This window comes from Bacillus sp. GbtcB14 (assembly GCF_019091205.1).
In the GTDB taxonomy this organism is placed as follows: Bacteria; Bacillota; Bacilli; order Bacillales; family Bacillaceae_G; genus Bacillus_A; species Bacillus_A cereus_AG.
This window is the reverse complement of the sequence record NZ_JAGXJT010000009.1, coordinates 103,537-127,332: the sequence shown is the minus strand read 5'-3', so window position 1 is coordinate 127,332 and position 23,796 is coordinate 103,537. Positions and strand designations below refer to the sequence as shown.

The following is a 23,796-nucleotide window of genomic DNA, read 5'->3' as shown; positions in this document are numbered from 1 at the left end:
CTGGACCTCCTCCCTTACGCTTTTTGTGTACCTAAATCTGCAAGTACATCTAAAATTTCTTTATAGAACTCTTCACGCGTACCACCGCGATGAATTTCTTTATATAGCTCACCATCTTGAATGAATAAAATACGCTGACAGTAGCTTGCACTGTACGGATCATGTGTAACCATCATAATAGATACACCTTGATCTTGATTTAAGTTTGTCATCGCATCAAGTAAGCTCGCTGCATTTTTAGAATCAAGCGCTCCTGTTGGCTCGTCCCCTAAAATAATTGCTGGCTCATGTACTAAAGCGCGCGCTGCTGCTGAACGTTGTTTTTGTCCACCAGAGACTTCAGATGGATATTTTTGAAGTATTTCTGTAATCCCTAACATACCCGCTACTTTCTCTACTTTTGGTCCAATATTACGTGATGAAACACCTTGAAGAGAAAGTGGAAGTGCAATGTTTTCATAAATAGATAAGTTCTCTAATAAATTGAAGTCTTGGAAGATGAATCCTAACTTTTGTGAACGGAAATCTGAAAGCTCACCTTGCTTCATTTTTGTAATATCCGTTCCTGCAATTTCAACAACGCCGCCTGTTGCTTTATCAAGCGTTGAAATTACATTTAATAATGTCGTTTTACCAGAACCAGATGGCCCCATAATTCCAACAAACTCACCCTCTTGAATTGAGAATGATACACCTTTTAACGCGTGTGATTGATTCTCACCTTTTTTACCGTACACTTTTTGAACGTTTTTTACGTCTACAACTGGTTTCGTCATATATATCCTCCTACGCTTGTTTTTCCATTACCTATTTTGCTCCTTTTGGAGATGAACTGCTATTTGTTAACATTACATTTACCTTACACTTTTGTAATATAAAAAAGATGAGTGTGTAAGGTTCGTTGGTAAATGAAATTTTATTAACGATTTTTCAAATATATCGGCGATTCGACAAGTAGTATCGACTTACCGAAAAAAGATGACAAAAAAAGTGGGCTGTTCCACAAAAGGAACAGCCCACTTCTCTCTTTATTTCTTTAAAGGTGTTACCGTCCAATACGTAATAACACGCCAAATCCATTCTAATGGACCCATTCTAAAGATTTTCATCCAAATTACGCTAAACACAATTTGAATTGCGTAAACTGCAATACACACATATAACGTCTGCATGTAAGTTAAGTTTTCTGCAAAGTTAAATACACTTCCTGCAATTAAAATCATTGCAGTTTGTCCAATATAATTCGTTAACGCCATACGACCATAGTACTTCAGTGGCGCTAACAATGTTTGAACTGGTTTTAATTGAAGTAGTAAAATTAATGCCCCAACATAGAAAGCTGAAATAATCGGTCCAACTGTAATACCAATCTGCAAGAACTTACTACTTTGCTCAATGTTTGGATCGTTTACTCCATCTAAAATAATGTTGTCAAAAGGCAATGCTGGAACTTGTTCGTACTGATACCATAAACCAATCAAACTTAACACGAACATAAATCCTGTGAATATAGCAACTTTTTTTATTTTTTGTGAAAGGTTTTCAAATACTTGATATTGTCCTGCAGCAAGACCTAATAAAATTAAACCTAGCGGTAAAAACTCTTTCGCAGCAAGTATACTAAAGGTAATTGTCAAAATAAGACCGATTACTAAATTCACTTCTTTTTTTGCTTTATAAAACGGTAAAACGATTAACCCGTAAATTGCATATAGCGTTAACGCTTCTCCAGGTTGAAACATTTGATGAATGTAGCCAAAAGTAAATAGCGCAACTACGCGGCGTAAAAATAAAACATATCCATTTTTCCCTTTTGCAATCGCTCTAGAGATAAAGATATAGAATCCCACACCAAATAAGAATGAGAAGATTGAGAAGAAACGACCTTCTACAAATAAGTATAAAAACCTTTGATAACTAGCATCCACTGTGTTAGGATCTGGAATTTTAATGTTAAGTAGTGCAAGAATATTTACTAAAATAATCCCCAGTAATGCAAAGCCACGAATGTAATCTAATTCATCGATTCGTTTGTTTGTAATATTGTTCCCCATAAAGCAACTCCTTGTATAAAATTTAATCCTCCCCTACTCTACTGGAGAAAGCGGCTCACAACTATCGACAAACCTTACAGAAATCTTACATTATTGTAATATAATAAAATAAAACCAGGTCATATTGCGACCTGGTCTACTCTGATTGCTTCGCTCTTTGAGGTTGTCCCTTTTTACTGTTACGCTGTTTCACTTGAACAACTGGATCAAGCTCATTCGAAAACTCAGCGTTATGTCCATTTTGCGTTTTTTGCTCTGGATTATTTTGATCTGAACGTTTCGCCATTACATTCACTCCTTATTAGTGCGGTGTAATAATCATTTGATGTTGCAATTGGCGAATTGCCATACGTGCTCTATTTAACTGCTCACGTTGCTCATCATTCGCGTGTTGTTGCATCGTTTGTAAATCGTTATATGCTTGTTCTAATTGTAACTGCGCATCTGAATACTCCATCGTATTGTAATGCTCTTGTCTCATACCTTGGTCTAATTGTTCTTTCGCATATTCCACCGCTTGTTCCGCCTGTGTAATATACGATTCAAGTGATTGACGCTCTGCCATAATTGTCCCTCCTTGCTTCAATTCCCCTTTAGTGTGTCCCTTCCATATGAACCTTATGAGTATGTTATAATGGATTTTGTTTCATTTTGACTCGGCTTAGGAGGGAAAGTAATGAAGGTTCAAAACCCTTTTCCATATACAAACGACAATAAACGTTATCACACATGGAATTACCATTTACGAAATGAATTTGGTGAAAAAATCTTTAAAGTTTCATTAGATGCTGGCTTCGATTGTCCGAACCGCGACGGCACAGTTGCTTATGGCGGCTGTACATTTTGCAGTGCCGCTGGATCTGGTGACTTCGCTGGTGATCGCCGCGACGATGTTATAACGCAGTATCATGAAATGAAAGAAAAAATGCGCTCAAAGTGGAAAGACGGAAAATGTATCGCTTATTTTCAGGCATACACAAATACACACGCACCACTTGAAGTGTTAAAAGAAAAATTCGAACCGCTTCTAGCAGAAAAAGATGTTGTCGGTCTTTCTATCGCGACTCGTCCAGATTGCTTACCAGACGATGTTGTTGAATATTTAGCGGACTTAAATAAACGCACGTACCTTTGGGTTGAACTTGGATTACAAACTGTTCATGAACGAACTGCAAACCTTATTAATCGCGCTCACGATTATCCGTCTTATGTGGAAGGTGTAAATAAATTACGCAAGCATGGCATTCGAGTTTGTTCTCATATTATTAACGGTCTTCCACTTGAAGATTACGACATGATGATGGAGACAGCTCGTGAAGTAGCGAAGCTTGACGTGCAAGGAATTAAAATCCACTTACTTCACTTATTAAAAGGAACGCCAATGGTGAAGCAATATGAAAAAGGACAACTAGAATTCCTTTCTCTTGAAGATTACGTAAGTCTCGTTGTTGACCAACTTGAGATTATTCCAGCAGATGTAATTGTGCACCGCATCACAGGTGACGGTCCACCTGATTTAATGATCGGTCCAATGTGGAGCTTAAATAAATGGGAAGTATTAAATTCCATCGATGCAGAATTTGTACGCCGCGGAAGCTGGCAAGGAAAATATGCAAATGAGGAGAAACAAAAATGAAATTAGAACGTGTATTACCGTTTGCTCGCTCACTTCTGCAAACGGCAGTAAAAGAAGGCGATTACGCTGTAGATGCTACACTTGGAAATGGTCATGATACTTGCTTCCTAGCTGAAATCGTTGGAGATAACGGAAAAGTATTTGGATTTGATATTCAAAAAGAAGCTATCGAAAGTTCTACCATCCGCCTAAAAGAAAAAGAACTTTTCGGACGTACTGTTTTAGTTCACGATAGTCACGACACACTTCTATCCGTATTACCAGAAGAGGCAAAAGGAAAAGTAACAGGTGCAATTTTCAACTTAGGTTATCTTCCTGGTGGTGACAAGCATATCGTCACAAAACCGAACTCAACAATCTCAGCAATCGAACAATTATTAGAAGTAATGGCACCTGAAGGTATCATCGTCCTTGTCATTTATCACGGACATCCAGAAGGACAAGTAGAACGCGACGCTGTGCTCAAATTTGCAGAAGAACTAGACCAAAAACAAGCTCACGTACTGCGATACGGCTTCATTAACCAACAAAACAACCCGCCATTTATTGTGGCGATTGAGAAGCGGTAATTATATCGACAATTCGACACACTATATCGACTTATCGACAAAACATAACAAAAAAAGACGTGCACTCATTGCACGTCTTTTTCTTATTCTCCTATATAATGGATGTATACAATATTTGACGAAAGAAGGATAGAACTTTGCTAGTAGAACTAAGGGGAATTCAAAAGAAGTATGGCAAATCACTTATACTAGACAACATTGATTTATCCTTTCCAGAAGGAGAGGCACTCGCTATCATTGGCGGGAACGGGACTGGAAAAAGTACTCTACTCAAAATAATTGCAGGATTTATTTCACCTACGGCAGGGACACTTCAAAGAAAAGAACATATACAAATCGGCTATGTACCTGAACATTTTCCTGAAGGAATTCGTTTTACATTAGAGGATTATCTATATCATCTCGGCCACATTCACGGTTTATCAACAAAATATTTAAAAGATAAAATTCCGATGCTTCTTGAATCTTTTCATTTACATCATGCAAGACATTCCGTTATACGAAACTTTTCAAAAGGTATGAAACAAAAAACAGGCCTTATGCAAGCATTGCTTACGGACGTCCATTTATTAATTCTAGATGAACCTCTTTCTGGGCTCGATCCTAACTCTCAGCAAGAACTAGAACACATTTTACTTTCATTGAAACAACAAGGCATAGCTATACTCTTCACATGTCACGAAAAACAACTACTAGAAAACTTCGCCGATAGAGTTGTGACGGTAGCAAATCATACAATCACGGAAGATATCTCTGTACAAAAATCAGCAGAACACGTCTATATTGAAGCAATCGTTCACGAAACATTTTCTACGATAGAACTACGGAAACAATTAGGATTTATACACGTTGCACACAATTCAAATCAAAAACTTATTCAATTACAAATAGAAAAAGAATATACAAACGAAATGCTTCAGTTTTTATTACATAAAAAAGCATCTATCACACTGCTACAACCTAATTTTTAAATCGAAAGAAGGTTTATTATGTTTGCGCTTATTCGGTACCATTTTCTCGACTATACAAAATCGTATAAGTACGTCCCTCCTATTGCGATGTACTTTGTGAGCTTACTTTTTGTATATACATATAAACCAACTCCTATTGTACCGACATACTTAGAAACAGCACTCGCACTTTATTTATTATCTGCATGGATTACACTCACCATTTTTCATACTGAAGACCCTGTACAAGAACAAATCACTATTTCACACACAAATAATATTTCCGCATTATACGTTGGTAAATATATTACAGCTCTTCTCATTTGTACTGTGTTATCTTTTATATCCGTAATCTATCCAATTATTTTGCAAATGTTTAATGAAAAAATGACAGTTTCTTTATTTTTAGTCGGATTTCTCGCTCACATATCTTTCTCTATACTAGGAATTTCAATCGCAACATTATTTACAAGAAATATAATTCAAAAAGCAAGCACTGCTTGGCTTAGTCTTACATTCATATTGCTTATAACGATCGCCTCTATCAGGTTTAAAAAAGAGTTACTATGGTTTTTACCACCTGTGGAAAGCTTTCTAATGCTTGGACAATACAAATATAATATACTTACTCACACGCTATGGCTTACAGCTTGGGCTATCGTATATTCATTTTTATTACTTACTTTATTTCTTTTTATCGTTCGCAAAAAACGTTTTTAATTACATATTAAAGGAGACGAAACAATGATCGGAATACTAGCAGGAATGGGACCAAAATCAACCGGACCATTCGTCGATACAGTTGTAGCAAAATGCCAAACAATATACGGAGCAAAGCATGATATGGACTTTCCTCATATGATGATTTATTCTTGCCCAACACCGTTTTACATGGATCGCCCTATTGATCATGCGGCGATGAAAAAAACAATTATTGAAGGGGCACAAAAACTTGAAAGTACTGGCGTAGAATTTATCGCTATGCCGTGCAATACGGCGCATCTTTATTTTGAAGAATTACAGCATTCTCTGTCCATTCCAATTTTAAATATCGTCGATGAGACGTTACAAGCAATTCCTGAAAATACAAAAAGAGTTGCTCTTCTCGCAACAGAAGCAACTGTTCAAGCTGAGATTTACCAAGACGGGATTACAAAACGTAATATAGAATACATTCATCATGAAAAATGGCAAAAAATGATTAATCAAATTATTTCTTGTATTAAAGGCGGAGAAATTGAAAAAGCTCACGAATTGTGGAATGCGCTCGTTTTACAATTGAGAGATGAAGTAGATACTGCAATTATCGCATGTACCGATTTGAAAGTGGTGGTGAGTGAGGATTTTGTTGATTCTGCTCAATGTCTTGCTGAGGCGGTTGTTAGGATGTATGTAGAAAATATAAGGAGGTCACAATGAATATACCTTTTGAAATGAGATACACATTTGACGAAAACCTTAGAGAAAAACCTATATCCCTTGCTGAAATGAAGCAAGGGATTGCATTTTTGAAGGAACATTTACATGAAGGTCCGTTATATGGAAAGAGCTGTGGATTAATTGGCGTTTATGAGCGAATCGCTGGCAACCTTTCTGAAAGTAAATATTACTTACAGGTGGCAATTGAATATTGCACACAAACAGACAACATCAAAGGGATTTTTATTAACAAACTTCGTCTTGCACATACATATCATTGGGAAAGAAAATTCCCTGCTGCAAATGCACTCTTTACAGAACTTCTACAAACACTACCAGACTTCCCCGCCTATGAAGACTTCTTCTACCAACATTACGGAAAAAGTAAATTAGATGAAGGTGACTTCCATACCGCCTTATCTTATTTTCAAAAGGCACTTCAAATCAGGCTACAAAAAGGAAATGAAGAGCTGATTCACTCAACTAAGCTTTGCATTACGTATTGTATGTCTCACCAATGAAAATCCTCAAAACTTTTAACTTTCTTCACAATTCTTTCAAAGTAATCACACTTAATCTCGCTATATTAAATAAGTAGCTTATTCATATAGGGAAGGTTAGGGGGAACTGAAGTATGAAACAAAAGCGTTCGCTTCATTACATTTTTTGGCGTTGGCATTTTTATGCTGGACTTTTTATTACACCGCTTCTTATTACTTTGTCACTGAGCGGAATTGGGTATTTATTTCGGGAAGAGGTTGAAGATTTTATCTATAAAGATTTATATTTCGGGAAGAGCACCCAAACAGAATCTATTTCGATGTCTGATTCGCTTTTCTTAACAGAGAAAAAATATCCACATTATAGTGTGGCGAAAATTAGTGAGTTTAATGGGGATTATAATACTAGGCTTACAATCGCAAATGAATATACTGGAATGCAAAAATATGTGTATTTAGATAGCAATAATCAAATTGTCGGAGATCAAAACGCAAGTGAAACGTTTGCCAATATCATGCGGGAATTACATAGTTCTCTTTTAGTTGGTGGTACTGTCGTCAACTATATTGTAGAACTTGCAGCGTGCTGGACAATCTTTTTAATTGTGACTGGGTTGTATATGAGTATACGCCAATTCAAAAACACACCAGCATCCAATAAGCGGGAAAAGGCAAAACGACGTCATTCTATTATCGGTATTATATTTACAATTCCTCTCGTTCTGCTAGTCGCATCTGGATTGCCGTGGTCAGGATTTATGGGGAACCAAATTTATAAAATCGCAGCGTCGAATGAATCAATTGGATATCCAAAGTTATATATGGCACCTCCGGAATCAAAGGTAAAAGAATTGCCGTGGGCAACAAGAAAGGAAGCTCCTCCTGAATCTAATTCAAATGAGCCAAAAGCTATTTCAGTTGATGAATTACAAAAAGGAATTGAAATAAAAAAGCCATACGTTATCTCACTACCGACTGATCCGAAAGGTGTATTCACTGTTTCGAAATCGAGCGGTTCTGGCATTACGGGTATGCACGTGGCACCAAATGAAGAAATAACTGCTTACTTTGATCAATATAGCGGAGAACTCATTTCAAAAACAGACTATCGTGATTATGGATTATTTGCACAATGGTTCACTTACGGTATCCCGCTTCACGAAGGACATTTATTCGGATGGCCAAATAAAATATTGTGCTTACTAACAACCTTATCTTTATTACTTCTCATTTATTACGGAGTAAAAATGTGGTTAGCAAGAAAGCCAAAAGGAAAATTAGCAGCACCTCCAAAGCAAAGAGATAAGAAAAGTACCATCATTTTCTTTATCATGATGGTTATATTAGGAGCTGCCATGCCTTTATTCGGACTATCTGTTTTAGTTATTTTTGTGATTGAACTTCTTATATATGTATTTTCAAAAATACGATCATAATAAAAAGAAAACCACTCTACAAGAGTGGTTTTCTTCATCACTGCGCCATTTTCTTTCGGTACATCTTCCCGTTCCAGTAGAAGAATCGTGAAGTGAGTCCTCCGTATTTTACAATACGCCGTGCCATTTTGTGCATATTCTTTTGCGCTGATACTTTTTGATCTGATAAATAAATACCAAGTAACCCTCGGCTTATGAGACGATGAAACTTCGCATGTGGCAAATCACCAATGCTCTTCTCTGCTTCTTCTACAAAGTGTTTCATCCGATCTAATATAGCTTGCTCGTTTTCATAATAACTACAGAAATTCAAATCCCCACCGGCGCGGTCTTCTTCTTGATCAATGAAATAATCAAGTAAAATGTGAAGTCCTTGTACGTAAGGGAAGTACCCTTGTTTAATTTTCGCAATATCTTCATCATGTAATTCATCATGAAATGCATATGCGACAAGACAGAAGATTCCAAGTGTAGAACCGGCACATGCTGAAAATTCAAACCAACTCATCTCAGGTAAGTTTTCTTTATGTGCTTCAAACCATGTTTGTAAGCGTGGTTCTCTTTCTTCTAACTTCACGTGTTTATGAATTTGCAAATCACAATAATAACAAGCAAGTTCATGAAGAATTGGAGCAATTTTGTCATAATGCTTCGTTTTCTTTAAAACATCCTGACATGTTTCAACAAGCTCATCTAAATAACCACCATCATCTTGATCATCACGATAACGATAATAGTTACCGCCTCCTTCAACTTCAGGACTTAATGCCATTACCATCGACTCATGAAGAGCCGCAAAGTCTTTCGGGTCAAGTGATGTACTACGATCACATAAATTATCTAAGTAGTCGCTAATCGTTTGATACGCTACAATAAAACGAATACATTCCTCTCGGTGTTCATTTGCTAGCAGCGCTAAAATACCACCGCCCTCGCAATGAAACGTTTTATGCTCAATACTTGCGATTGCCTGACTATGAAGCTCGTCATTCGGAATATGGTAGGCACGCTCTTTCCACATCGCTAGCTCATGGTGTACAACCGGAAACACATCACGGTATACTTTCGCCATGAGCGTTATGGGATTACTCGGTACGTTCACTTCTTCCTTCATCTCCTCTATTAAATGTACAAATAATGATTTATTTGTTTGTTTTTACTATATTATTGACATGCATTTCAGTAAATGACTGAATATAATTCAAAATTTCATCACGCTCATACTCATTTAATAACTCGTGATAACAATTCGGCCATTCTTTATAAGCCTTATCACTCATTTTAACATTATCAAACCATGTACGGACACGTATTTTATCTACAAGTTTATCCTCACATGCCTGCATTAGCAAGAGCGGAACATCTGGAAATTTATCTATTTTCTCATGAGCAATCTCGATAGACTTAATCAACTCACTATACCAACGTACTGATACTTTGCGCAAGAACAATGAATCATTTTCCATCGCATCTCTCACTTCATGATTGCGAGTTGACATTTCTACAGTGAGATTTGTTGCAAATTGTAACTTCGGGGCAACGACATTTAATATTTTCGAAGCAGCACGCAGCGGAGCGGAAGGTGCAGCTAATACTCCTAAACAAGGCGAACTTAGTACAATCCCATCTATGTCCTCTCTTTTCGTTTCTTGCATCATACGAATAACGACAAGTCCTCCCATACTATGACCAAATAAAAAAATGGGCAATCTATACTTTCTTGCTTCTTTCACCCATAACTTTATTTCCTCTATGTATTCATCAAATGAATCGATATGTCCTCTATTTCTTGAAGTTGTTCCGTGTGCTGGAAGATCGCCCATAACGACGTGATAACCGATATGATTCCACATTTCTGCAACCGCTTCATAACGCCCGTGATATTCCATAGCACCATGCACGATAATAATGACAGCTTTCGCTTCTTCCGCTTCATAGTTCCACATACGAAACTCCTCCATTTCACTCTTTTTCATAATTTGATACACTAAAACTAGTCTCTAGGAAAGGAAGGCTTTACATGATATATCCTTACAAAGAAAAAAATCCGAAAATTGCGAGTAGTGCCTTTATCGCTGACTATGTTACCATTACAGGTGATGTGAAAATTGGCGAGGAATCAAGTATTTGGTTTAATACAGTCATCCGTGGTGATGTATCACCGACAATAATTGGTGACAGAGTAAATGTACAAGATCAATGTACACTCCACCAAAGCCCGCAGTATCCTCTTATTTTAGAAGACGACGTTACAGTTGGGCATCAAGTTATTTTACATAGCTGTCATATTAAAAAAGATGCTTTAATTGGAATGGGTTCTATTATATTAGATGGTGCTGAAATTGGTGAAGGAGCCTTTATCGGTGCTGGAAGCCTCGTTTCACAAGGAAAGAAAATCCCACCAAATACGTTAGCTTTCGGTCGTCCCGCGAAAGTCGTTCGTGAATTAACAGAGGAAGACCGCAAAGACATGGAACGAATTCGCACACAATATGTTGAAAAAGGTCAGTACTATAAATCATTACAAAAATAATTTTACTGCTGCCATAAGATTGGCAGCTTTTTTTATAAAATGAAACTTTAATCAGTGGGGGCTTTGTTCATCCCCCACTGATTATTAGCCTTCACCAATCGGGCGTTTACGGGCAGCAGGGCTCCCACCTAACTTTTTTTGCTCCAACCGAACTTTGAGGTGGGAGTCTCACTGTCCGTTAATGCGAGATAAAAAACTAACTTTTTCTTTACAAAACCTTATTATTCCCTCAATAAAATCTTATTAAAATAGAAGCTAATATCTCCATATATATGTAAACGAGGGAGGAGAATTTTCATGAAGGTCAGTGGACTGTATAAAATAGAATGTTACATCTTCAAAGGAATTAATCGATACTTTGATCAAAAAACATTAAATATTTTTTTCAGCAATATTACTCATATCGGTGGTGCTACTTTCTCAATCGCACTCACACTGTTCTTTTTAATTTTTGCAAAAGGGACTTTGCACCAAGCTGCAATTGCAACTGCTATTTCGTTAGCAATTAGCCATATTCCTGTGCAAATATTAAAAAGATGGTATCCGCGAAAACGCCCTTATTTAACAATTCAGGATGCGAAATATCCAGTCCATCCATTAAAAGACCACTCTTTCCCGTCTGGTCATACAACAGCCATTTTCTCTGTCTGTATTCCATTTATGTGCTATAATCCAAGCTTATTTATTTTTCTATTACCGTTAGCATTATGCGTCGGTATTTCTCGCATTTATTTAGGGCTTCACTATCCGTCTGATGTATTCGTCGGTATGTGCCTCGGCACTTGCTCTGGCATCATCTCTTTTTATCAATTCATCCCACTTTTCACATAAAGGAGTGATATGATGAGAGTCGCTATTTTTACCGATACTTTTACGCCACAAGTCAATGGGGTTGCGAAAACATTAGAACGATTAACACGTTACTTTCAGAAAGAAAAAATCGCCTATTCTGTTTTCGCTCCTCAGCATACAGCTGAAGATAATTTCGTGGCTAATGTGAATAAGATGAGAAGTATCCCGTTATCAATATTATATCCAGAATGTCGCTTTTCTTTTCCTACTCCGCGCATTAAACGAGAGCTTCTTTCTTTTAAACCTGATATTATTCACATTGCCACACCTTTCAACATGGGACTTTGTGGATTGTATTATGCAAAAAAGTTAAACATCCCAGTTGTCGGTTCTTATCATACTGATTTCGATGCTTATTTACGCTATTATAAAATTGAATTTCTCTCTAATATGCTTTGGAACTATTTAAGATGGTTTCATAGTCATATGCAAAAAAATTTCGTTCCCTCTCCTGAAACATTACATCAATTAAAAAATAAAGGCTTTCAAGCCCTCTCTATATGGGGACGTGGTGTAGATTGTACACTCTTTCACCCATCCTACAATACAGTCCTATTCCGAAAAAAATATAATATTACAACGAAGTATGTCCTTTCCTATGTTGGACGGATTGCCCCTGAAAAAGATATTAATACGTTGCAAAACCTTATCGTTAAAACAGCGCACATTCGAAACGACATTCATTGGCTTATCGCAGGAGACGGTCCTCTAGCGACAAGTTTTCGTGAAGCTGTTCCAAGTGCAAATGTAACCTTTACTGGATATTTACAAGGCGAGGATTTAGCTGAAGCCTATGCTTGTTCTAACATCATGGTATTTCCATCAGCTACTGAAACATTCGGAAATGTCGTACTTGAATCACTTGCATGCGGTACACCTGTCATTGGCGCAAATAGTGGCGGGGTTAAGAATATTATTACAGATGGAAAAACGGGAGTTCTTTGTTCACCCAAAAATGAGGATTCATTTCTATCATCCATCTATTCTTTATTGCAGAATGAAGAGCAACTTATGCAAATGGGCATAGCGGCTTCGTCTTATGCTAAAACAAAAAGCTGGGATGAAATCTTTCGTGGCTTACTTGACCAATATGAAACAGTCCTTCAGAACACCACATCAGAATTACTCGCTTAAACAGAAAAACTCCCTTCAAAGAACGAAGGGAGTTTATTACATGGTCATAAATTTTAGTTTAATAAATGATACATAAGGTTAAATATTGCGTTATTTCTATATTCATTATAACAAAAATAAACATAACTAAACAGACTTGTAATAAAAACCCATAAAAATTAATATATGGTTATACAGTATTTTTTACTGTATAGTGATTTTAAGAAATTCCCCTTAAAATCAACTTACTCACATATCTTTATACAGTAATTGTTCCCCAATTTCTGTATATCAAAAGACCTTTCATTCATTTGAAAGGTCTTTTTGAGCCTGCACATATTCTTCTTTCGTATTCACATTTATAAACCATTCTGCGTTCGCTTGTACATCTTCACCAGCAACATATTTCACATTACATTGTGATAAAAGCTGGCCCATACTTCTTTTTTCTTCCTGAAGTAAAGCGTAAATCTTTTCTTTCACGCGGTTATGATACGCCGCAAGTAACGGTTGTTTTCTTCCATTAATAATAGGTACAATCGCATCATATTCATTACTCGTTTGCTCTAGTAAAATGGTAAACCATTCTTGCGAAACATTTGGCGCATCGCAAGGCATAATAGCGTACCAATCTGCTTCTATATATTCCATTCCTGATACAATTCCAGCAAGTGGGCCATTTCCTTTATAATGCGGAATATCTTCTATAACAGGAACTTGTACGAATTGCTCTACTCGCTCTTTTATATCGGAGTTACTAATGACCACAACTTCTTGTAACGCAGTTGTCATCACTTTCACAATATGCTCAATAAAAGTACTATCTTGCCAGCTCGCTAACGCTTTCGGCTCACCGAATCGACTCGACATACCGCCTGCTAATACAATTCCAGCCCACTTACTCATTGGCGATGCAGCTCAAATGTAATATGACCTAATTCCGGTAAAATTAATTTATTCATCGCAAGGCGAACTGCGCCGCTAGACCCTGGCATGGAAAAGACTACTTTGCGCCCAATTGTACCACCAATTGCTCTACTTAACATTGCGCTACTTCCGATATCTTCTAAATAACTAATCATGCGGAACAACTCACCAAATCCAACGATTTCTTTATCTAATAGCGCTGATACTGCTTCAATTGTCACATCACGTTTCGTAATACCAGTACCGCCATTTGTTAACACGACATCAACATCTTCTCTATGATAACCAGCTAACACCGCTTGCTGAATACTTTCTTTATCATCTTTTACAATTTCATAAGAAGTTACTGTATGTCCTGCTTCTTTTAACAATTCATGTAATAGTTGTCCGCTCTTATCTGTTTCTTCCGTACGTGTATCGGAAATTGTTACGATCTTGCAACGCACTTCTTTTGGCGCTTGTTTCTTATGTTCAGTTACGCTCATTTTTTCATCTTTCCTTTCCTCAAGGCTTTTCTTCATTTTATCATACATATCTTTACACAATTTTGTATGAAGCTGATGATGCATCATGATACAATATAAGTATAATAATCCACAAAAAGGAAAATGGAAACATCCTTTCTTATCCCCCCTAGACTTCACATCATTAGCTAACCTTTAACTTTTCTTATATTTTCTACATAGTAGAGTTCAGCTTTTAAAATTGCACTACCAAATAAATCGGAGGTATACATATTATGGAACTTTATAAAAAATTAACAACAACATTCATCCTCTTATTCGTCGCTTCCATTACTGTCGGTTTTTCGCTAAAAGGCGCGATTCCATATGCTACATTAATAAGCATTATATTCGCAACACTCTTTTTACTATGCAGTGCATTGTGCGCAGGAAAAGCACGTCAAATAAAGGAATGATTGCATATGTTCCGTAAGAAACCGACAATTTGTAAATCATGTAAAAAGGAAATACAAACGTATGAAAAAGCATGGATTCATATGCCATTTCCGGCAAGCGGAATGACGAATATGAAAAAGTATATTGAGCTAGACGGAGAAGTGTATTGCAACTCATGCATCCAAATCATAAATAAAACGAAATAAAAAAAGCTTTGCGCTCACCGCGCAAAGCTTTTTTTCATATATTATAGACCAGCTTGCTCTTTTAAAGCTGCAGCTTTGTCTGTACGTTCCCATGATAGATCTACATCAGTACGTCCGAAGTGGCCGTAAGCTGCTGTTTGTTTGTAAATTGGGCGACGTAAGTCTAGCATTTTAATAATACCAGCTGGGCGAAGATCGAAGTTGTTACGAACTAGTTCTACTAGTACGTCTTCAGATACTTTACCAGTGCCGAATGTATCAACTGAAATTGATACTGGTTGTGCTACACCAATTGCGTACGCAAGTTGTACTTCTGCTTTATCAGCAAGACCAGCTGCTACGATGTTTTTCGCAACATAACGAGCTGCATATGCTGCAGAGCGGTCAACTTTTGTTGCATCTTTACCAGAGAATGCACCGCCGCCGTGGCGAGCGTATCCACCATAAGTATCAACGATGATTTTACGTCCTGTTAAACCAGCATCACCTTGTGGTCCACCAATTACGAAGCGGCCAGTTGGGTTAATGAAGAATTTCGTTTCTCCATCCATTAATTCTGCTGGAACTACAGCTTTAATTACATGCTCTTTTAAATCGCGATCGATTTCTTCCCATGTAACATCTGGATGATGCTGTGTAGAAATTACGATTGTATCTACACGTACAGGTTTACCATTTTCATCATACTCAACTGTAACTTGCGTTTTTCCGTCCGGACGTAAGTATGATAATGTGTCATCTTTACGTACTTCAGTTAAACGGCGAGCTAATTTGTGAGCAAGCGAGATTGGAAGTGGCATTAATTCTTGTGTTTCATTACATGCGAAGCCAAACATTAAACCTTGGTCTCCTGCACCAATTGCCTCAATCTCAGCGTCAGTCATTAGACCTTCGCGTGCTTCTAGCGCTTGGTCAACACCCATAGCGATGTCAGCAGATTGCTCATCGATAGATGTTAAAACTGCACAAGTTTCTGCATCGAATCCGTATTTTGCGCGTGTGTAACCAATGCCTTGAATTGTTTCACGAACGATTTTTGGAATATCTACGTAAGTAGAAGTCGTAATTTCCCCCGCTACCAATACTAAACCAGTTGTTACAGTTGTTTCACAAGCTACACGTGCATTAGCGTCCTTTGATAAGATCGCATCTAAAATTGAATCAGAAATTTGGTCACAAATTTTATCTGGATGTCCTTCAGTTACAGACTCAGATGTGAACAGATGACGTTTTTTTGTCATGTGGTAAACCTCCCTACAGTAATTGTATATATTGTACGGAACTCATCCTTAATTTGCCACAAACTGCGACATACATTTATTCTCCCACACAAGCATACAGAAAAACCTTTCCTACTTTACATAGAGGAAAGGTTTAATTTGCTACTTGCATACTGCTTTTTGCCCTTTGCTCTTATCGTTCGAGACCGTTAGCCTCGCACAGGTTTTAGCACCTATTCACCTGTATTTACCACTACAAGTGAGGTTGCTGGGCTTCATCGGGCCTGTCCCTCCGCCAGCTCGGGATAAGAGAGTATCCGTCCCAACCTATACTAAAGAAATGATATTCATTTGTCAATTAATATTCACATTTTCCTGAAAGTTTTTCTCAATACGCCTGGAATGAAATATTAATAAGGAAATAATGCATGCACACAAACAAAAAGAAATAAATAGTATACATTATTTATATAATTGTGTTATACTCTTGTTGGGGATTACGAGAAATATTTCATTAAATGAAAAGGATGGTATATAAATATGAGTACTGTGAATGTCCAAATTGGTTTACACGAATTATTGAACGGAAGCAATGCACAGATTCAACTAAGTGTTCCGCAATTAGTGGAAAAAGTATTAATGCGAAATGAAGGGAAATTAACTTCTACTGGTGCCGTTTCTGCTTCAACAGGAAAATATACAGGACGTTCTCCTAAAGATAAATTTATTGTGAAAGAAGCATCGGTTGCTGACAAAATTGCTTGGGGAGCAGTGAATCAACCGATTTCTGAAGAACATTTTAATAAATTATATACTAAAGTTTTAGAATACTTAAAAGAAAAAGAAGAGTTATTCGTCTTCAATGGATTTGCAGGCGCTGACCGCAATTACCGCCTACCAATTCAAGTTATTAACGAATATGCATGGCACAATTTATTTGTACATCAATTATTCATTCGTCCAACTGAAGAAGAATTAACAACTCATGAATCAGAGTTCACAATTGTTTCTGCACCGAATTTCAAAGCAGATCCAGCTGTTGACGGTACAAACTCTGAAGCATTCATTATGGTTTCATTCGAAAAACGTATCGTACTAATTGGTGGTACAGAATACGCTGGAGAAATGAAAAAATCAATCTTCTCTATTATGAACTTCTTACTACCTGAACAAGATATTCTTTCTATGCATTGCTCTGCAAACGTAGGTGAAGAAGGCGACGTAGCACTATTCTTCGGTTTATCTGGAACAGGTAAAACGACATTATCTGCTGATCCACACCGTAAATTAATCGGTGATGATGAGCATGGTTGGTCTGATAACGGTGTATTCAATATTGAAGGCGGTTGCTACGCAAAATGTGTAAACCTTTCTCACGAGAAAGAACCACAAATTTTCGATGCAATCAAATTTGGATCTGTTTTAGAAAACGTTATCATTAATAACCAAACGCGTATCGCAGACTATAACGATACTACTTTAACAGAAAATACTCGTGCTGCATACCCTATGCATGCGATCGACAATATCGTACTGCCAAGTGTTGCTGGACACCCAAATACAATCATTTTCTTAACTGCTGATGCATCTGGCGTATTGCCTCCAATCAGTAAGTTATCAAAAGAACAAGCTATGTATCATTTCTTAAGTGGTTACACTAGTAAACTAGCAGGAACAGAGCGCGGCGTTACATCTCCGCAAGCAACATTCTCAACTTGCTTCGGTTCACCATTCTTACCACTTGATGCATCTCGCTATGCTGAAATGCTTGGTGAAAAAATCGAGAAACACGATGCAAAAGTATTCTTAGTAAACACTGGCTGGACTGGTGGCGAATACGGCATTGGTAAACGTATGAACTTAGGTTACACTCGTGCAATGATTCAAGCAGCATTAAGCGGCGAACTTGCGAAAACTGAAACAGCTAAACATGACATCTTCGGTCTTGAAGTTCCACTTCACGTACCAGGTGTACCTGATGAAGTATTAATGCCTGAACAAACTTGGGCTGATAAAGCTGCTTATAAAGCAAAAGCAATCGAGCTTGCGAGCGAATTCAAAGAGAACTTCAAAAAGTTCGACAGCGTTTCGGAAGATATTATTAACTTAGGTGGTCCAATCGCTTAAGTACAAACTTTCTGTTGGAATAACCCTTTTACTCATATGAATAAGTGCCGTGTAACCGTAAAGTTTCGCGTACTCACCGACAAAACCCAATGCGGCTTAACGGTTACACACACTTACATAAAAAAGAAGCTTACGTTTTTGACGTAAGCTTCTTTCTATATCTTATATAAAGTACAATTTTAATCTCTTCATCTGTGACTTAGCTCATGAAATCACAGAAAATTCATTTTATAATCATTCGTTTTAAAGTTTTTTGTGATAAAATTTACATATATAGGAAAGGAAGAGGGCTATGAACAATTTTTCTCGTACAGGAAAAATATTATTCAGTTATGGAGCCATTCAAATGTTTTGGGGACTTGTGATGCTTAACGTTAATTTCTTTGAGCATACAAGTGAAACGATAAAATACATTATTCTAATTACCGGAATAGTTTGTTGTATTGTATCTAACTTTTTTAAAGAACCAAAAAGTCATACTAATACGTGATTTCATGTTAACTTAGTGGAAGCAGAAACCTGTATTTTATGCAAAGTTTCGCTTCCTGTTGTACTATCCGCCGTATCCCTTATTCCAGAGTAAGCCAATTTTCAATTTAAATAACCAAATTTTCATATATACAAATCACGGCTTCGAACATATAAATTATATCCCTACTCATTACATCCCTCTGGTTTCACACCGCATGGGGCTAAATAGGCCCTGACCGCTTCTATACGTCGCTGGATCCTCTATTCCATCTAAAAGAGTTTTTTTATCTTTTTAGCTCTTCGTTAATTCTTCCTCATCTTTCATACTATAGTAACCTAAATTCACAACGATTAAGAAATAGCCACCCAGAATCCCTACTGCAAATGCCCACATTACCATATGGTGCTCAATTTCGTACATAATAATAGCACCCAAAATAGCAGCTGCAAAACGATTAAACATACCGAGCGTCGGTGCTTTCGTTTTCTTTACGATACTATCCCCAAGCTTCTCAATTCGTCTTCCTAAAAGCCAAACACAATACATACTTACGATAAGTCCAATTCCAGCGCCTAGGAAATGAGCTGAAAACGGAGTTAACATCCACCCTAGTAAAAGAAAACCTAGTAAATAATACGATTGAATTTTAAACGATCTTAATGACATACTAATCATGCTGTACCCCTCTTCAGTAATTTTTATCTATCCAACAAAAGCTGTATAACTCATTTCTTTTGAGTTCATACGACTTAAAATTCTCTTCACTCAAATTAAAAACAACATAAACACAATGTTTATGTTGTTTGAATGTTTTCAGGAAATAATATTATACAAGATTTCGAACATCATATTCTTATAATTTGTGACGTTTTTCCAAACATTTTTCGTCCATTTATGAAAAAAATGATATCAATCTATGAACATACGGATATGATGTAATAACTACACAAATAAAGGGGGCGTCTAATGATTTATTTTTTAATGGCTCTCATTCACCTCATTGTCCCTGCACTTATCGGACTTTCGTTATATTGGTACACGAAAAATCATAGTATTTTCTACGCTGTCCTCGGTGTTCTTCTTCCAGGTATTATTCTTATCACACTCTTCCGTATTCCATTTTTAAACTTAATTCCACTTGTTACTGCTATCTTATTTCTCGTCTTCTTACCAAAAATAAAAAAATAGGAAAGCAGATCATAAGTGATCTGTTTTCCTATTTTGATATAGGTTCCCCCGCAGTAGAATGCACTTTTACTTTCTCCGATTTCACAAACCATAGACCGAAGAAAATAATAATGCCACCGATTATTTGTTGAAATGATACATATTCATTTGCCCATACAGCTGCAAATAAAACAGCTACAAGTGGCGTTATATACATATATACCATCGTATGTGACGCGCCAATTTTTTGAATACCAACATACCACATCACTAAACCAAATACTGTTACAAAGAAAATGGAATATAGTAAAGCGAATAGTGTCATTCCGTGTGTAATCTGAAATGGCATTATAAATACATGTGGTCCACTTAACAATAAAAGCGGAATCGCGCCAACTAATGCTGACCATGCGGTAACACGTAGTGCTGAATATTTTTTAATTAATGGACCTGCTAAAACTGGATAAAGCCCCCAGCATATTGATGTAATAAGTCCAATTCCATTACCATAAAAAGAACTAGCAAGCGAACGCCCTGCTACTAAAACTAATGCAGCACCACCAAAGGCAATTATAGAACCGATGAGCTTTCGAGAAGAAAATTTTTCTTGTTTCAAAAAAATAGCAAATACAGTTGTAAAAATAGGTGAAATAGAAATGAGTAAAGAGGCATTTGTAGCGGATGTATATTTGACAGTTTCCATAAATAACGTTTGATACAGTACAATACCTACAACGCTAACGATGATTAATCTAGGTATATCCTTTCGCTCCATATAAACCGACTTTTCAATAAAAAATGTAAGGAGTAACATAAGCGGTGCCGCTGATATCATCCGAAGTGCCGTAAACTCAATTGCTGTAAATTCTAAAAGTCCATATTTCGCAATCGTAAAATTAATCCCCCAAATAATAACGACTGTTAAGATTAATAACTCAATCCCCCATCTTCTCATGCGTATCCCCTCCGCAAATAAAATTATACAGAAAATTCAATCATATGTACATTTCATTATGTGAAAAAATCTTTTTATTGTATGGAGAACTTTGCTTTTGTTACACGAACTTATATCAGCGATTTTTTAAATATATCGACTTATCAACAAAAAACGACAATAATAGCGACTTATACAATAAAAAAAGGTGGTTCCAAAACACACTTTGGAACCACCTTTCCTCTACTACACTCGAACGTGTAACTTCATATTCGGATTATAAAATTGACTCGGGCTCTTCAGTTGAAAAGTTCCTCCACCTTCATTCCAATCGACCGTCAACTTATCATCCATAAATACAAGCTTTGTACGATCAGCAATAAAATTCATTGTGCTGGATTCGATATCAACATCGCGCTCATCTTTTTCTGCTACAGCTACTAAATCGATAATTCCGCTCATTACACAACCGCAACCTTCATTATCGTAAAATAACTTTATATATTTTGCTTCATTTGGAATCTTATCCATAATCTTTTTATATGCTGCTTCTGTTACAGTAACGTACATATGTTAATGTTCATCCTCTCTCGTATCATTCATATATTGTACCACCATTTTTCTCGAAAAATATATACAGAAAATTACGACTAATATACAATATATGTAATAAAGGAGGTTGTATCACGTATGTTCAAATTACTTCGATACCCCATCTTCTTAGGCCTACTCGGTAGCTTTTTTATTTCTAGTGGAATGGTATTACAACATATACTTCCTTATTCTCCTTCTATTGGTTGGATTTTAGGCTTTACTTGTTTCCTAACCGCTTCTTATTTTGCTATGAAAAAATAAGAAGCACTTTAAAAACATATCATTGTTTTACAGTAAATTTTGTTATGGATTTTATTTTGCTTCCACAGGAGAAACGTTGGCTCTAAAACGCTTCAATTTACCTCTCGCTATTTTTGAAATCTAGACACACAATACAATCGACCACACAAAAATATAGAACTTATAATATACATATAGTAGTTCTATTTTTAAAACTAGATTTTCAAAATATAGAAAGGAGAACGTACATGTACCCACGTAATTGTTTTAGTTGCGACGGCAGACGTAACAGTGGTTCTACTGGAAACACTGGGCCTTCTGGTAGCACTGGGCCTACTGGTAGTACTGGGCCTACTGGAAACACTGGGCCTTCTGGTAGCACTGGGCCTACTGGAAACACTGGGCCTTCTGGTATCACTGGACCTTCTGGGGCTACCGGTAGTACTGGACCTTCCGGAGCTGGCTTACAAAGTACTACCGCCTTTAGTCTAGCAGCCGCTCCCAACTATAAAACAGGACAAGTTGTCACTTATACGAGCAGCGGCTATGTTGTAAAAAAAGATGCACCTCAAGGATTTCCTAATGTATCTCCAGATTATATTGTATTAGTAGAAAGTGGACCCACGGGGAGCACTGGACCCACTGGCATCACTGGACCTTCCGGTATCACTGGATCTACTGGAAACACTGGACCTTCTGGTAGCACCGGATCTACTGGAAACACTGGACCTTCTGGCATCACTGGACCTTCTGGCATCACCGGACCTTCCGGCATCACTGGAAACACTGGCATCACCGGACCTTCCGGCATCACTGGACCTTCTGGTAGCACTGGACCCACTGGCATCACCGGACCCACTGGCATCACCGGACCTTCTGGTAGCACCGGATCTACTGGAAACGCTGGACCTTCTGGCATCACTGGGCCTTCTGGTATCACTGGACCCACTGGCATCACTGGACCTTCTGGTAGCACTGGCCCTACCGGTATTACCGGATCTACTGGAAACACTGGACCTTCTGGCATCACCGGACCTTCCGGCATCACTGGACCTTCCGGCATCACTGGACCCACTGGTAGCACTGGACCTTCTGGTAGCACCGGATCTACTGGAAACGCTGGACCTTCTGGTATCACCGGACCTACCGGTAGCACTGGACCTTCTGGCATCACTGGACCTTCTGGTAGCACTGGACCCACTGGCATCACTGGACACACTGGCATCACCGGACCCACTGGCATCACTGGGCCTACCGGTATCACTGGACCTTCTGGAAACACTGGACCTTCTGGCATCACTGGACCTACCGGTATCACTGGACCTTCTGGCATCACTGGACCTACCGGCATCACCGGACCCACTGGCATCACTGGACCTACTGGAACTGCAGGTAGTGCATCAGCGAAAAGTATTGTGTTTCAAGGAAAGAATGGTGGGTTTCAGCGTATAGCGGGTTCTCCAGGAATCGACTCTAATGTTATTCCATATGTCACTGCTGGAGCCGGTAGTATAGTTGGCTTTGCTGCATCTATAAATGTAAATAACTTATCTGCTGCTGTTTATACGATTGATATTTGCAGAAATGTCCCCACAAACCTCACTGCTCCTACCTCTAGTTACACCCTATCTACTATCACTTTCACTACTACTGACAAAATTACAGGAACTATAACATTTTCGATTAAGCCTACGGATACTGGCTCTGGACAAATTCAAGTGTATAATCCTACCCCAGCGATAGGCCCCGCTACTGTAACTTGGACTAGCACTACAACCGGAAACCCAGTTTCGAGGGGAGATGCGATATCGCTTTATATTAATCCTGACATTACTGAAAGTGCCGTATATTCTATTTTTCTAGTAACTGACATATAATCCACAATAAAAACAATTCATTTTACAAAAAAAGACCCGTAATTCAGGTCAACAAATAACAGACAAGCTCA

31 protein-coding genes and 1 riboswitch are annotated in these 23,796 nt (G+C 37.6%); of the genes, 17 read left to right on the top strand and 14 right to left on the bottom strand.

Going from position 1 to position 23,796, the window contains the following annotated elements; all coding sequences use genetic code 11:
• Window positions 1-14 precede the first annotated feature (14 nt).
• The 4 genes from KVT31_RS23115 to KVT31_RS23100 all read right to left on the bottom strand — a co-directional run bounded on the left by KVT31_RS23115 (window position 15) and on the right by KVT31_RS23100 (window position 2,619).
• Window positions 15-776 (bottom strand): ABC transporter ATP-binding protein, encoded by a 762-nt coding sequence (locus KVT31_RS23115; RefSeq protein WP_088098076.1) that lies wholly within the window; start codon window positions 774-776, stop codon window positions 15-17.
• A gap of 252 nt (window positions 777-1,028) precedes the next feature.
• Complete coding sequence (locus tag KVT31_RS23110) at window positions 1,029-2,054, bottom strand: DUF418 domain-containing protein (protein ID WP_088098077.1); 1,026 nt, start codon at window positions 2,052-2,054, stop codon at window positions 1,029-1,031.
• A gap of 136 nt (window positions 2,055-2,190) precedes the next feature.
• Window positions 2,191-2,340: a glycogen biosynthesis protein GlgD gene (locus KVT31_RS23105; protein WP_088098078.1), complete on the bottom strand. Its 150-nt coding sequence runs from the start codon at window positions 2,338-2,340 to the stop codon at window positions 2,191-2,193.
• Window positions 2,341-2,355: 15 nt separating this feature from the next.
• Window positions 2,356-2,619, bottom strand: a complete 264-nt coding sequence (locus KVT31_RS23100) for a YtzC family protein (RefSeq protein ID WP_000840869.1) — start codon at window positions 2,617-2,619, stop codon at window positions 2,356-2,358.
• A gap of 111 nt (window positions 2,620-2,730) precedes the next feature.
• Here KVT31_RS23100 and mnmL point away from each other — a divergent pair, with 111 nt between their 5' ends.
• The 7 genes from mnmL (at window position 2,731) to KVT31_RS23065 (ending at window position 8,564) form a co-directional block, all read left to right on the top strand.
• Window positions 2,731-3,690: a tRNA modification radical SAM protein MnmL/YtqA gene (mnmL, locus tag KVT31_RS23095; protein WP_088098079.1), complete on the top strand. Its 960-nt coding sequence runs from the start codon at window positions 2,731-2,733 to the stop codon at window positions 3,688-3,690.
• Window positions 3,687-4,259 carry a tRNA 5-(aminomethyl)-2-thiouridylate-methyltransferase MnmM gene (mnmM, locus tag KVT31_RS23090; protein WP_088098080.1) on the top strand — a complete coding sequence of 191 codons (573 nt, stop codon included), beginning with the start codon at window positions 3,687-3,689 and terminating at the stop codon, window positions 4,257-4,259. Before mnmL ends, mnmM begins: the two co-directional genes overlap by 4 nt.
• 137 nt (window positions 4,260-4,396) lie before the next feature.
• Complete coding sequence (locus KVT31_RS23085; RefSeq protein ID WP_088098081.1) at window positions 4,397-5,230, top strand: ABC transporter ATP-binding protein; 834 nt, start codon at window positions 4,397-4,399, stop codon at window positions 5,228-5,230.
• Window positions 5,231-5,248: 18 nt separating this feature from the next.
• A complete protein-coding gene (locus KVT31_RS23080; protein ID WP_088098082.1) occupies window positions 5,249-5,929 on the top strand; it encodes an ABC transporter permease in 681 nt (226 codons plus the stop codon).
• A gap of 24 nt (window positions 5,930-5,953) precedes the next feature.
• Window positions 5,954-6,628, top strand: coding sequence for an aspartate/glutamate racemase family protein (locus KVT31_RS23075; RefSeq protein ID WP_088098083.1), 675 nt, complete (start codon window positions 5,954-5,956; stop codon window positions 6,626-6,628).
• Window positions 6,625-7,149 carry a tetratricopeptide repeat protein gene (locus tag KVT31_RS23070; RefSeq protein ID WP_088098084.1) on the top strand — a complete coding sequence of 175 codons (525 nt, stop codon included), beginning with the start codon at window positions 6,625-6,627 and terminating at the stop codon, window positions 7,147-7,149. The genes KVT31_RS23075 and KVT31_RS23070 overlap by 4 nt, the downstream gene beginning before the upstream one ends.
• A 113-nt stretch (window positions 7,150-7,262) precedes the next feature.
• Entirely contained in the window at window positions 7,263-8,564 is a 1,302-nt protein-coding gene (locus tag KVT31_RS23065; protein WP_088098085.1) for a PepSY-associated TM helix domain-containing protein, read from the top strand.
• 37 nt (window positions 8,565-8,601) lie between these two features.
• On the opposite strand, the gene KVT31_RS23060 is transcribed toward KVT31_RS23065, so the two are convergent.
• Together KVT31_RS23060 and KVT31_RS23055 are read right to left on the bottom strand one after the other, a co-directional pair.
• Window positions 8,602-9,666, bottom strand: coding sequence for a tetraprenyl-beta-curcumene synthase family protein (locus tag KVT31_RS23060; RefSeq protein ID WP_140392571.1), 1,065 nt, complete (start codon window positions 9,664-9,666; stop codon window positions 8,602-8,604).
• A gap of 40 nt (window positions 9,667-9,706) precedes the next feature.
• Entirely contained in the window at window positions 9,707-10,510 is an 804-nt protein-coding gene (locus tag KVT31_RS23055; protein WP_088098087.1) for an alpha/beta hydrolase, read from the bottom strand.
• Between the two features lie 74 nt (window positions 10,511-10,584).
• Between KVT31_RS23055 and KVT31_RS23050 the strand changes: the two genes are divergently transcribed.
• The 3 genes from KVT31_RS23050 to KVT31_RS23040 all read left to right on the top strand — a co-directional run bounded on the left by KVT31_RS23050 (window position 10,585) and on the right by KVT31_RS23040 (window position 13,083).
• Window positions 10,585-11,097: a gamma carbonic anhydrase gene (locus tag KVT31_RS23050; protein ID WP_088098088.1), complete on the top strand. Its 513-nt coding sequence runs from the start codon at window positions 10,585-10,587 to the stop codon at window positions 11,095-11,097.
• Between the two features lie 297 nt (window positions 11,098-11,394).
• Window positions 11,395-11,928, top strand: a complete 534-nt coding sequence (locus KVT31_RS23045; protein WP_088098089.1) for a phosphatase PAP2 family protein — start codon at window positions 11,395-11,397, stop codon at window positions 11,926-11,928.
• Between the two features lie 12 nt (window positions 11,929-11,940).
• A complete protein-coding gene (locus tag KVT31_RS23040) occupies window positions 11,941-13,083 on the top strand; it encodes a glycosyltransferase family 4 protein (RefSeq protein ID WP_088098090.1) in 1,143 nt (380 codons plus the stop codon).
• 282 nt (window positions 13,084-13,365) lie between these two features.
• On the opposite strand, the gene KVT31_RS23035 is transcribed toward KVT31_RS23040, so the two are convergent.
• Together KVT31_RS23035 and KVT31_RS23030 are read right to left on the bottom strand one after the other, a co-directional pair.
• Window positions 13,366-13,968 carry a molybdenum cofactor guanylyltransferase gene (locus KVT31_RS23035; RefSeq protein ID WP_088098091.1) on the bottom strand — a complete coding sequence of 201 codons (603 nt, stop codon included), beginning with the start codon at window positions 13,966-13,968 and terminating at the stop codon, window positions 13,366-13,368.
• Window positions 13,965-14,474 carry a MogA/MoaB family molybdenum cofactor biosynthesis protein gene (locus KVT31_RS23030; RefSeq protein WP_000117133.1) on the bottom strand — a complete coding sequence of 170 codons (510 nt, stop codon included), beginning with the start codon at window positions 14,472-14,474 and terminating at the stop codon, window positions 13,965-13,967. The genes KVT31_RS23035 and KVT31_RS23030 overlap by 4 nt, the downstream gene beginning before the upstream one ends.
• 254 nt (window positions 14,475-14,728) lie before the next feature.
• On the opposite strand from KVT31_RS23030, the gene KVT31_RS23025 reads away from it, so the two are divergent.
• Complete coding sequence (locus KVT31_RS23025) at window positions 14,729-14,908, top strand: hypothetical protein (protein ID WP_088098092.1); 180 nt, start codon at window positions 14,729-14,731, stop codon at window positions 14,906-14,908.
• Window positions 14,909-14,914: 6 nt separating this feature from the next.
• The gene (locus KVT31_RS23020) at window positions 14,915-15,094 is read left to right on the top strand and encodes a hypothetical protein (protein WP_088098093.1); all 180 of its coding nucleotides are present in this window, start codon (window positions 14,915-14,917) and stop codon (window positions 15,092-15,094) included.
• A gap of 41 nt (window positions 15,095-15,135) precedes the next feature.
• On the opposite strand, the gene metK is transcribed toward KVT31_RS23020, so the two are convergent.
• Window positions 15,136-16,335: a methionine adenosyltransferase gene (gene metK / locus KVT31_RS23015; RefSeq protein ID WP_000163111.1), complete on the bottom strand. Its 1,200-nt coding sequence runs from the start codon at window positions 16,333-16,335 to the stop codon at window positions 15,136-15,138.
• Window positions 16,336-16,504: 169 nt separating this feature from the next.
• Window positions 16,505-16,626, bottom strand: a riboswitch (SAM riboswitch).
• Between the two features lie 228 nt (window positions 16,627-16,854).
• Between metK and pckA the strand changes: the two genes are divergently transcribed.
• Both pckA and KVT31_RS23005 read left to right on the top strand, forming a co-directional pair.
• Entirely contained in the window at window positions 16,855-18,441 is a 1,587-nt protein-coding gene (gene pckA, locus KVT31_RS23010) for a phosphoenolpyruvate carboxykinase (ATP) (RefSeq protein WP_060486667.1), read from the top strand.
• A 292-nt stretch (window positions 18,442-18,733) separates the two neighbouring features.
• The gene (locus tag KVT31_RS23005) at window positions 18,734-18,931 is read left to right on the top strand and encodes a hypothetical protein (protein WP_088098095.1); all 198 of its coding nucleotides are present in this window, start codon (window positions 18,734-18,736) and stop codon (window positions 18,929-18,931) included.
• Between the two features lie 273 nt (window positions 18,932-19,204).
• Here KVT31_RS23005 and KVT31_RS23000 read toward each other — a convergent pair whose 3' ends face one another.
• Window positions 19,205-19,588: an ATP synthase subunit I gene (locus KVT31_RS23000; RefSeq protein ID WP_000624932.1), complete on the bottom strand. Its 384-nt coding sequence runs from the start codon at window positions 19,586-19,588 to the stop codon at window positions 19,205-19,207.
• Between the two features lie 291 nt (window positions 19,589-19,879).
• Here KVT31_RS23000 and KVT31_RS22995 point away from each other — a divergent pair, with 291 nt between their 5' ends.
• Window positions 19,880-20,101, top strand: a complete 222-nt coding sequence (locus KVT31_RS22995) for a hypothetical protein (RefSeq protein ID WP_088098096.1) — start codon at window positions 19,880-19,882, stop codon at window positions 20,099-20,101.
• A 28-nt stretch (window positions 20,102-20,129) separates the two neighbouring features.
• On the opposite strand, the gene KVT31_RS22990 is transcribed toward KVT31_RS22995, so the two are convergent.
• Window positions 20,130-21,035, bottom strand: coding sequence for a DMT family transporter (locus tag KVT31_RS22990; RefSeq protein ID WP_088098097.1), 906 nt, complete (start codon window positions 21,033-21,035; stop codon window positions 20,130-20,132).
• Between the two features lie 225 nt (window positions 21,036-21,260).
• Window positions 21,261-21,584: an iron-sulfur cluster biosynthesis family protein gene (locus KVT31_RS22985; RefSeq protein ID WP_088098098.1), complete on the bottom strand. Its 324-nt coding sequence runs from the start codon at window positions 21,582-21,584 to the stop codon at window positions 21,261-21,263.
• Between the two features lie 120 nt (window positions 21,585-21,704).
• Here KVT31_RS22985 and KVT31_RS22980 point away from each other — a divergent pair, with 120 nt between their 5' ends.
• On the top strand, window positions 21,705-21,869 hold the full coding sequence (locus KVT31_RS22980) for a hypothetical protein (RefSeq protein WP_088098099.1): 165 nt from the start codon (window positions 21,705-21,707) through the stop codon (window positions 21,867-21,869).
• A 202-nt stretch (window positions 21,870-22,071) separates the two neighbouring features.
• Here the strand turns inward: KVT31_RS22980 and KVT31_RS30745 are convergent, their stop codons facing one another.
• The gene (locus tag KVT31_RS30745; RefSeq protein WP_249276724.1) at window positions 22,072-22,353 is read right to left on the bottom strand and encodes a hypothetical protein; all 282 of its coding nucleotides are present in this window, start codon (window positions 22,351-22,353) and stop codon (window positions 22,072-22,074) included.
• Window positions 22,354-22,443: 90 nt separating this feature from the next.
• Complete coding sequence (locus KVT31_RS31035) at window positions 22,444-23,217, bottom strand: collagen-like domain-containing protein (protein ID WP_483297954.1); 774 nt, start codon at window positions 23,215-23,217, stop codon at window positions 22,444-22,446.
• Window positions 23,218-23,263: 46 nt separating this feature from the next.
• On the opposite strand from KVT31_RS31035, the gene KVT31_RS31030 reads away from it, so the two are divergent.
• Entirely contained in the window at window positions 23,264-23,725 is a 462-nt protein-coding gene (locus tag KVT31_RS31030; RefSeq protein ID WP_472974583.1) for a hypothetical protein, read from the top strand.
• Window positions 23,726-23,796: the final 71 nt, after the last annotated feature.

Coding starts and splice junctions, on each gene's coding strand:
- KVT31_RS23115 (WP_088098076.1), bottom strand. CDS start 776: ATGACGAAACCAGTTGTAGACGTAAAAAACGTTCAAAAAGTGTACGGT.
- KVT31_RS23110 (WP_088098077.1), bottom strand. CDS start 2,054: ATGGGGAACAATATTACAAACAAACGAATCGATGAATTAGATTACATT.
- KVT31_RS23105 (WP_088098078.1), bottom strand. CDS start 2,340: ATGGCGAAACGTTCAGATCAAAATAATCCAGAGCAAAAAACGCAAAAT.
- KVT31_RS23100 (WP_000840869.1), bottom strand. CDS start 2,619: ATGGCAGAGCGTCAATCACTTGAATCGTATATTACACAGGCGGAACAA.
- mnmL (WP_088098079.1), top strand. CDS start 2,731: ATGAAGGTTCAAAACCCTTTTCCATATACAAACGACAATAAACGTTAT.
- mnmM (WP_088098080.1), top strand. CDS start 3,687: ATGAAATTAGAACGTGTATTACCGTTTGCTCGCTCACTTCTGCAAACG.
- KVT31_RS23080 (WP_088098082.1), top strand. CDS start 5,249: ATGTTTGCGCTTATTCGGTACCATTTTCTCGACTATACAAAATCGTAT.
- KVT31_RS23075 (WP_088098083.1), top strand. CDS start 5,954: ATGATCGGAATACTAGCAGGAATGGGACCAAAATCAACCGGACCATTC.
- KVT31_RS23070 (WP_088098084.1), top strand. CDS start 6,625: ATGAATATACCTTTTGAAATGAGATACACATTTGACGAAAACCTTAGA.
- KVT31_RS23065 (WP_088098085.1), top strand. CDS start 7,263: ATGAAACAAAAGCGTTCGCTTCATTACATTTTTTGGCGTTGGCATTTT.
- KVT31_RS23055 (WP_088098087.1), bottom strand. CDS start 10,510: ATGTGGAACTATGAAGCGGAAGAAGCGAAAGCTGTCATTATTATCGTG.
- KVT31_RS23050 (WP_088098088.1), top strand. CDS start 10,585: ATGATATATCCTTACAAAGAAAAAAATCCGAAAATTGCGAGTAGTGCC.
- KVT31_RS23045 (WP_088098089.1), top strand. CDS start 11,395: ATGAAGGTCAGTGGACTGTATAAAATAGAATGTTACATCTTCAAAGGA.
- KVT31_RS23040 (WP_088098090.1), top strand. CDS start 11,941: ATGAGAGTCGCTATTTTTACCGATACTTTTACGCCACAAGTCAATGGG.
- KVT31_RS23035 (WP_088098091.1), bottom strand. CDS start 13,968: ATGAGTAAGTGGGCTGGAATTGTATTAGCAGGCGGTATGTCGAGTCGA.
- KVT31_RS23030 (WP_000117133.1), bottom strand. CDS start 14,474: ATGAGCGTAACTGAACATAAGAAACAAGCGCCAAAAGAAGTGCGTTGC.
- KVT31_RS23025 (WP_088098092.1), top strand. CDS start 14,729: ATGGAACTTTATAAAAAATTAACAACAACATTCATCCTCTTATTCGTC.
- KVT31_RS23020 (WP_088098093.1), top strand. CDS start 14,915: ATGTTCCGTAAGAAACCGACAATTTGTAAATCATGTAAAAAGGAAATA.
- metK (WP_000163111.1), bottom strand. CDS start 16,335: ATGACAAAAAAACGTCATCTGTTCACATCTGAGTCTGTAACTGAAGGA.
- pckA (WP_060486667.1), top strand. CDS start 16,855: ATGAGTACTGTGAATGTCCAAATTGGTTTACACGAATTATTGAACGGA.
- KVT31_RS23005 (WP_088098095.1), top strand. CDS start 18,734: ATGAACAATTTTTCTCGTACAGGAAAAATATTATTCAGTTATGGAGCC.
- KVT31_RS23000 (WP_000624932.1), bottom strand. CDS start 19,588: ATGATTAGTATGTCATTAAGATCGTTTAAAATTCAATCGTATTATTTA.
- KVT31_RS22995 (WP_088098096.1), top strand. CDS start 19,880: ATGATTTATTTTTTAATGGCTCTCATTCACCTCATTGTCCCTGCACTT.
- KVT31_RS22990 (WP_088098097.1), bottom strand. CDS start 21,035: ATGAGAAGATGGGGGATTGAGTTATTAATCTTAACAGTCGTTATTATT.
- KVT31_RS22985 (WP_088098098.1), bottom strand. CDS start 21,584: ATGTACGTTACTGTAACAGAAGCAGCATATAAAAAGATTATGGATAAG.
- KVT31_RS22980 (WP_088098099.1), top strand. CDS start 21,705: ATGTTCAAATTACTTCGATACCCCATCTTCTTAGGCCTACTCGGTAGC.
- KVT31_RS31035 (WP_483297954.1), bottom strand. CDS start 23,217: ATGCCAGTGGGTCCGGTGATGCCGGTAGGTCCAGTGATGCCAGAAGGT.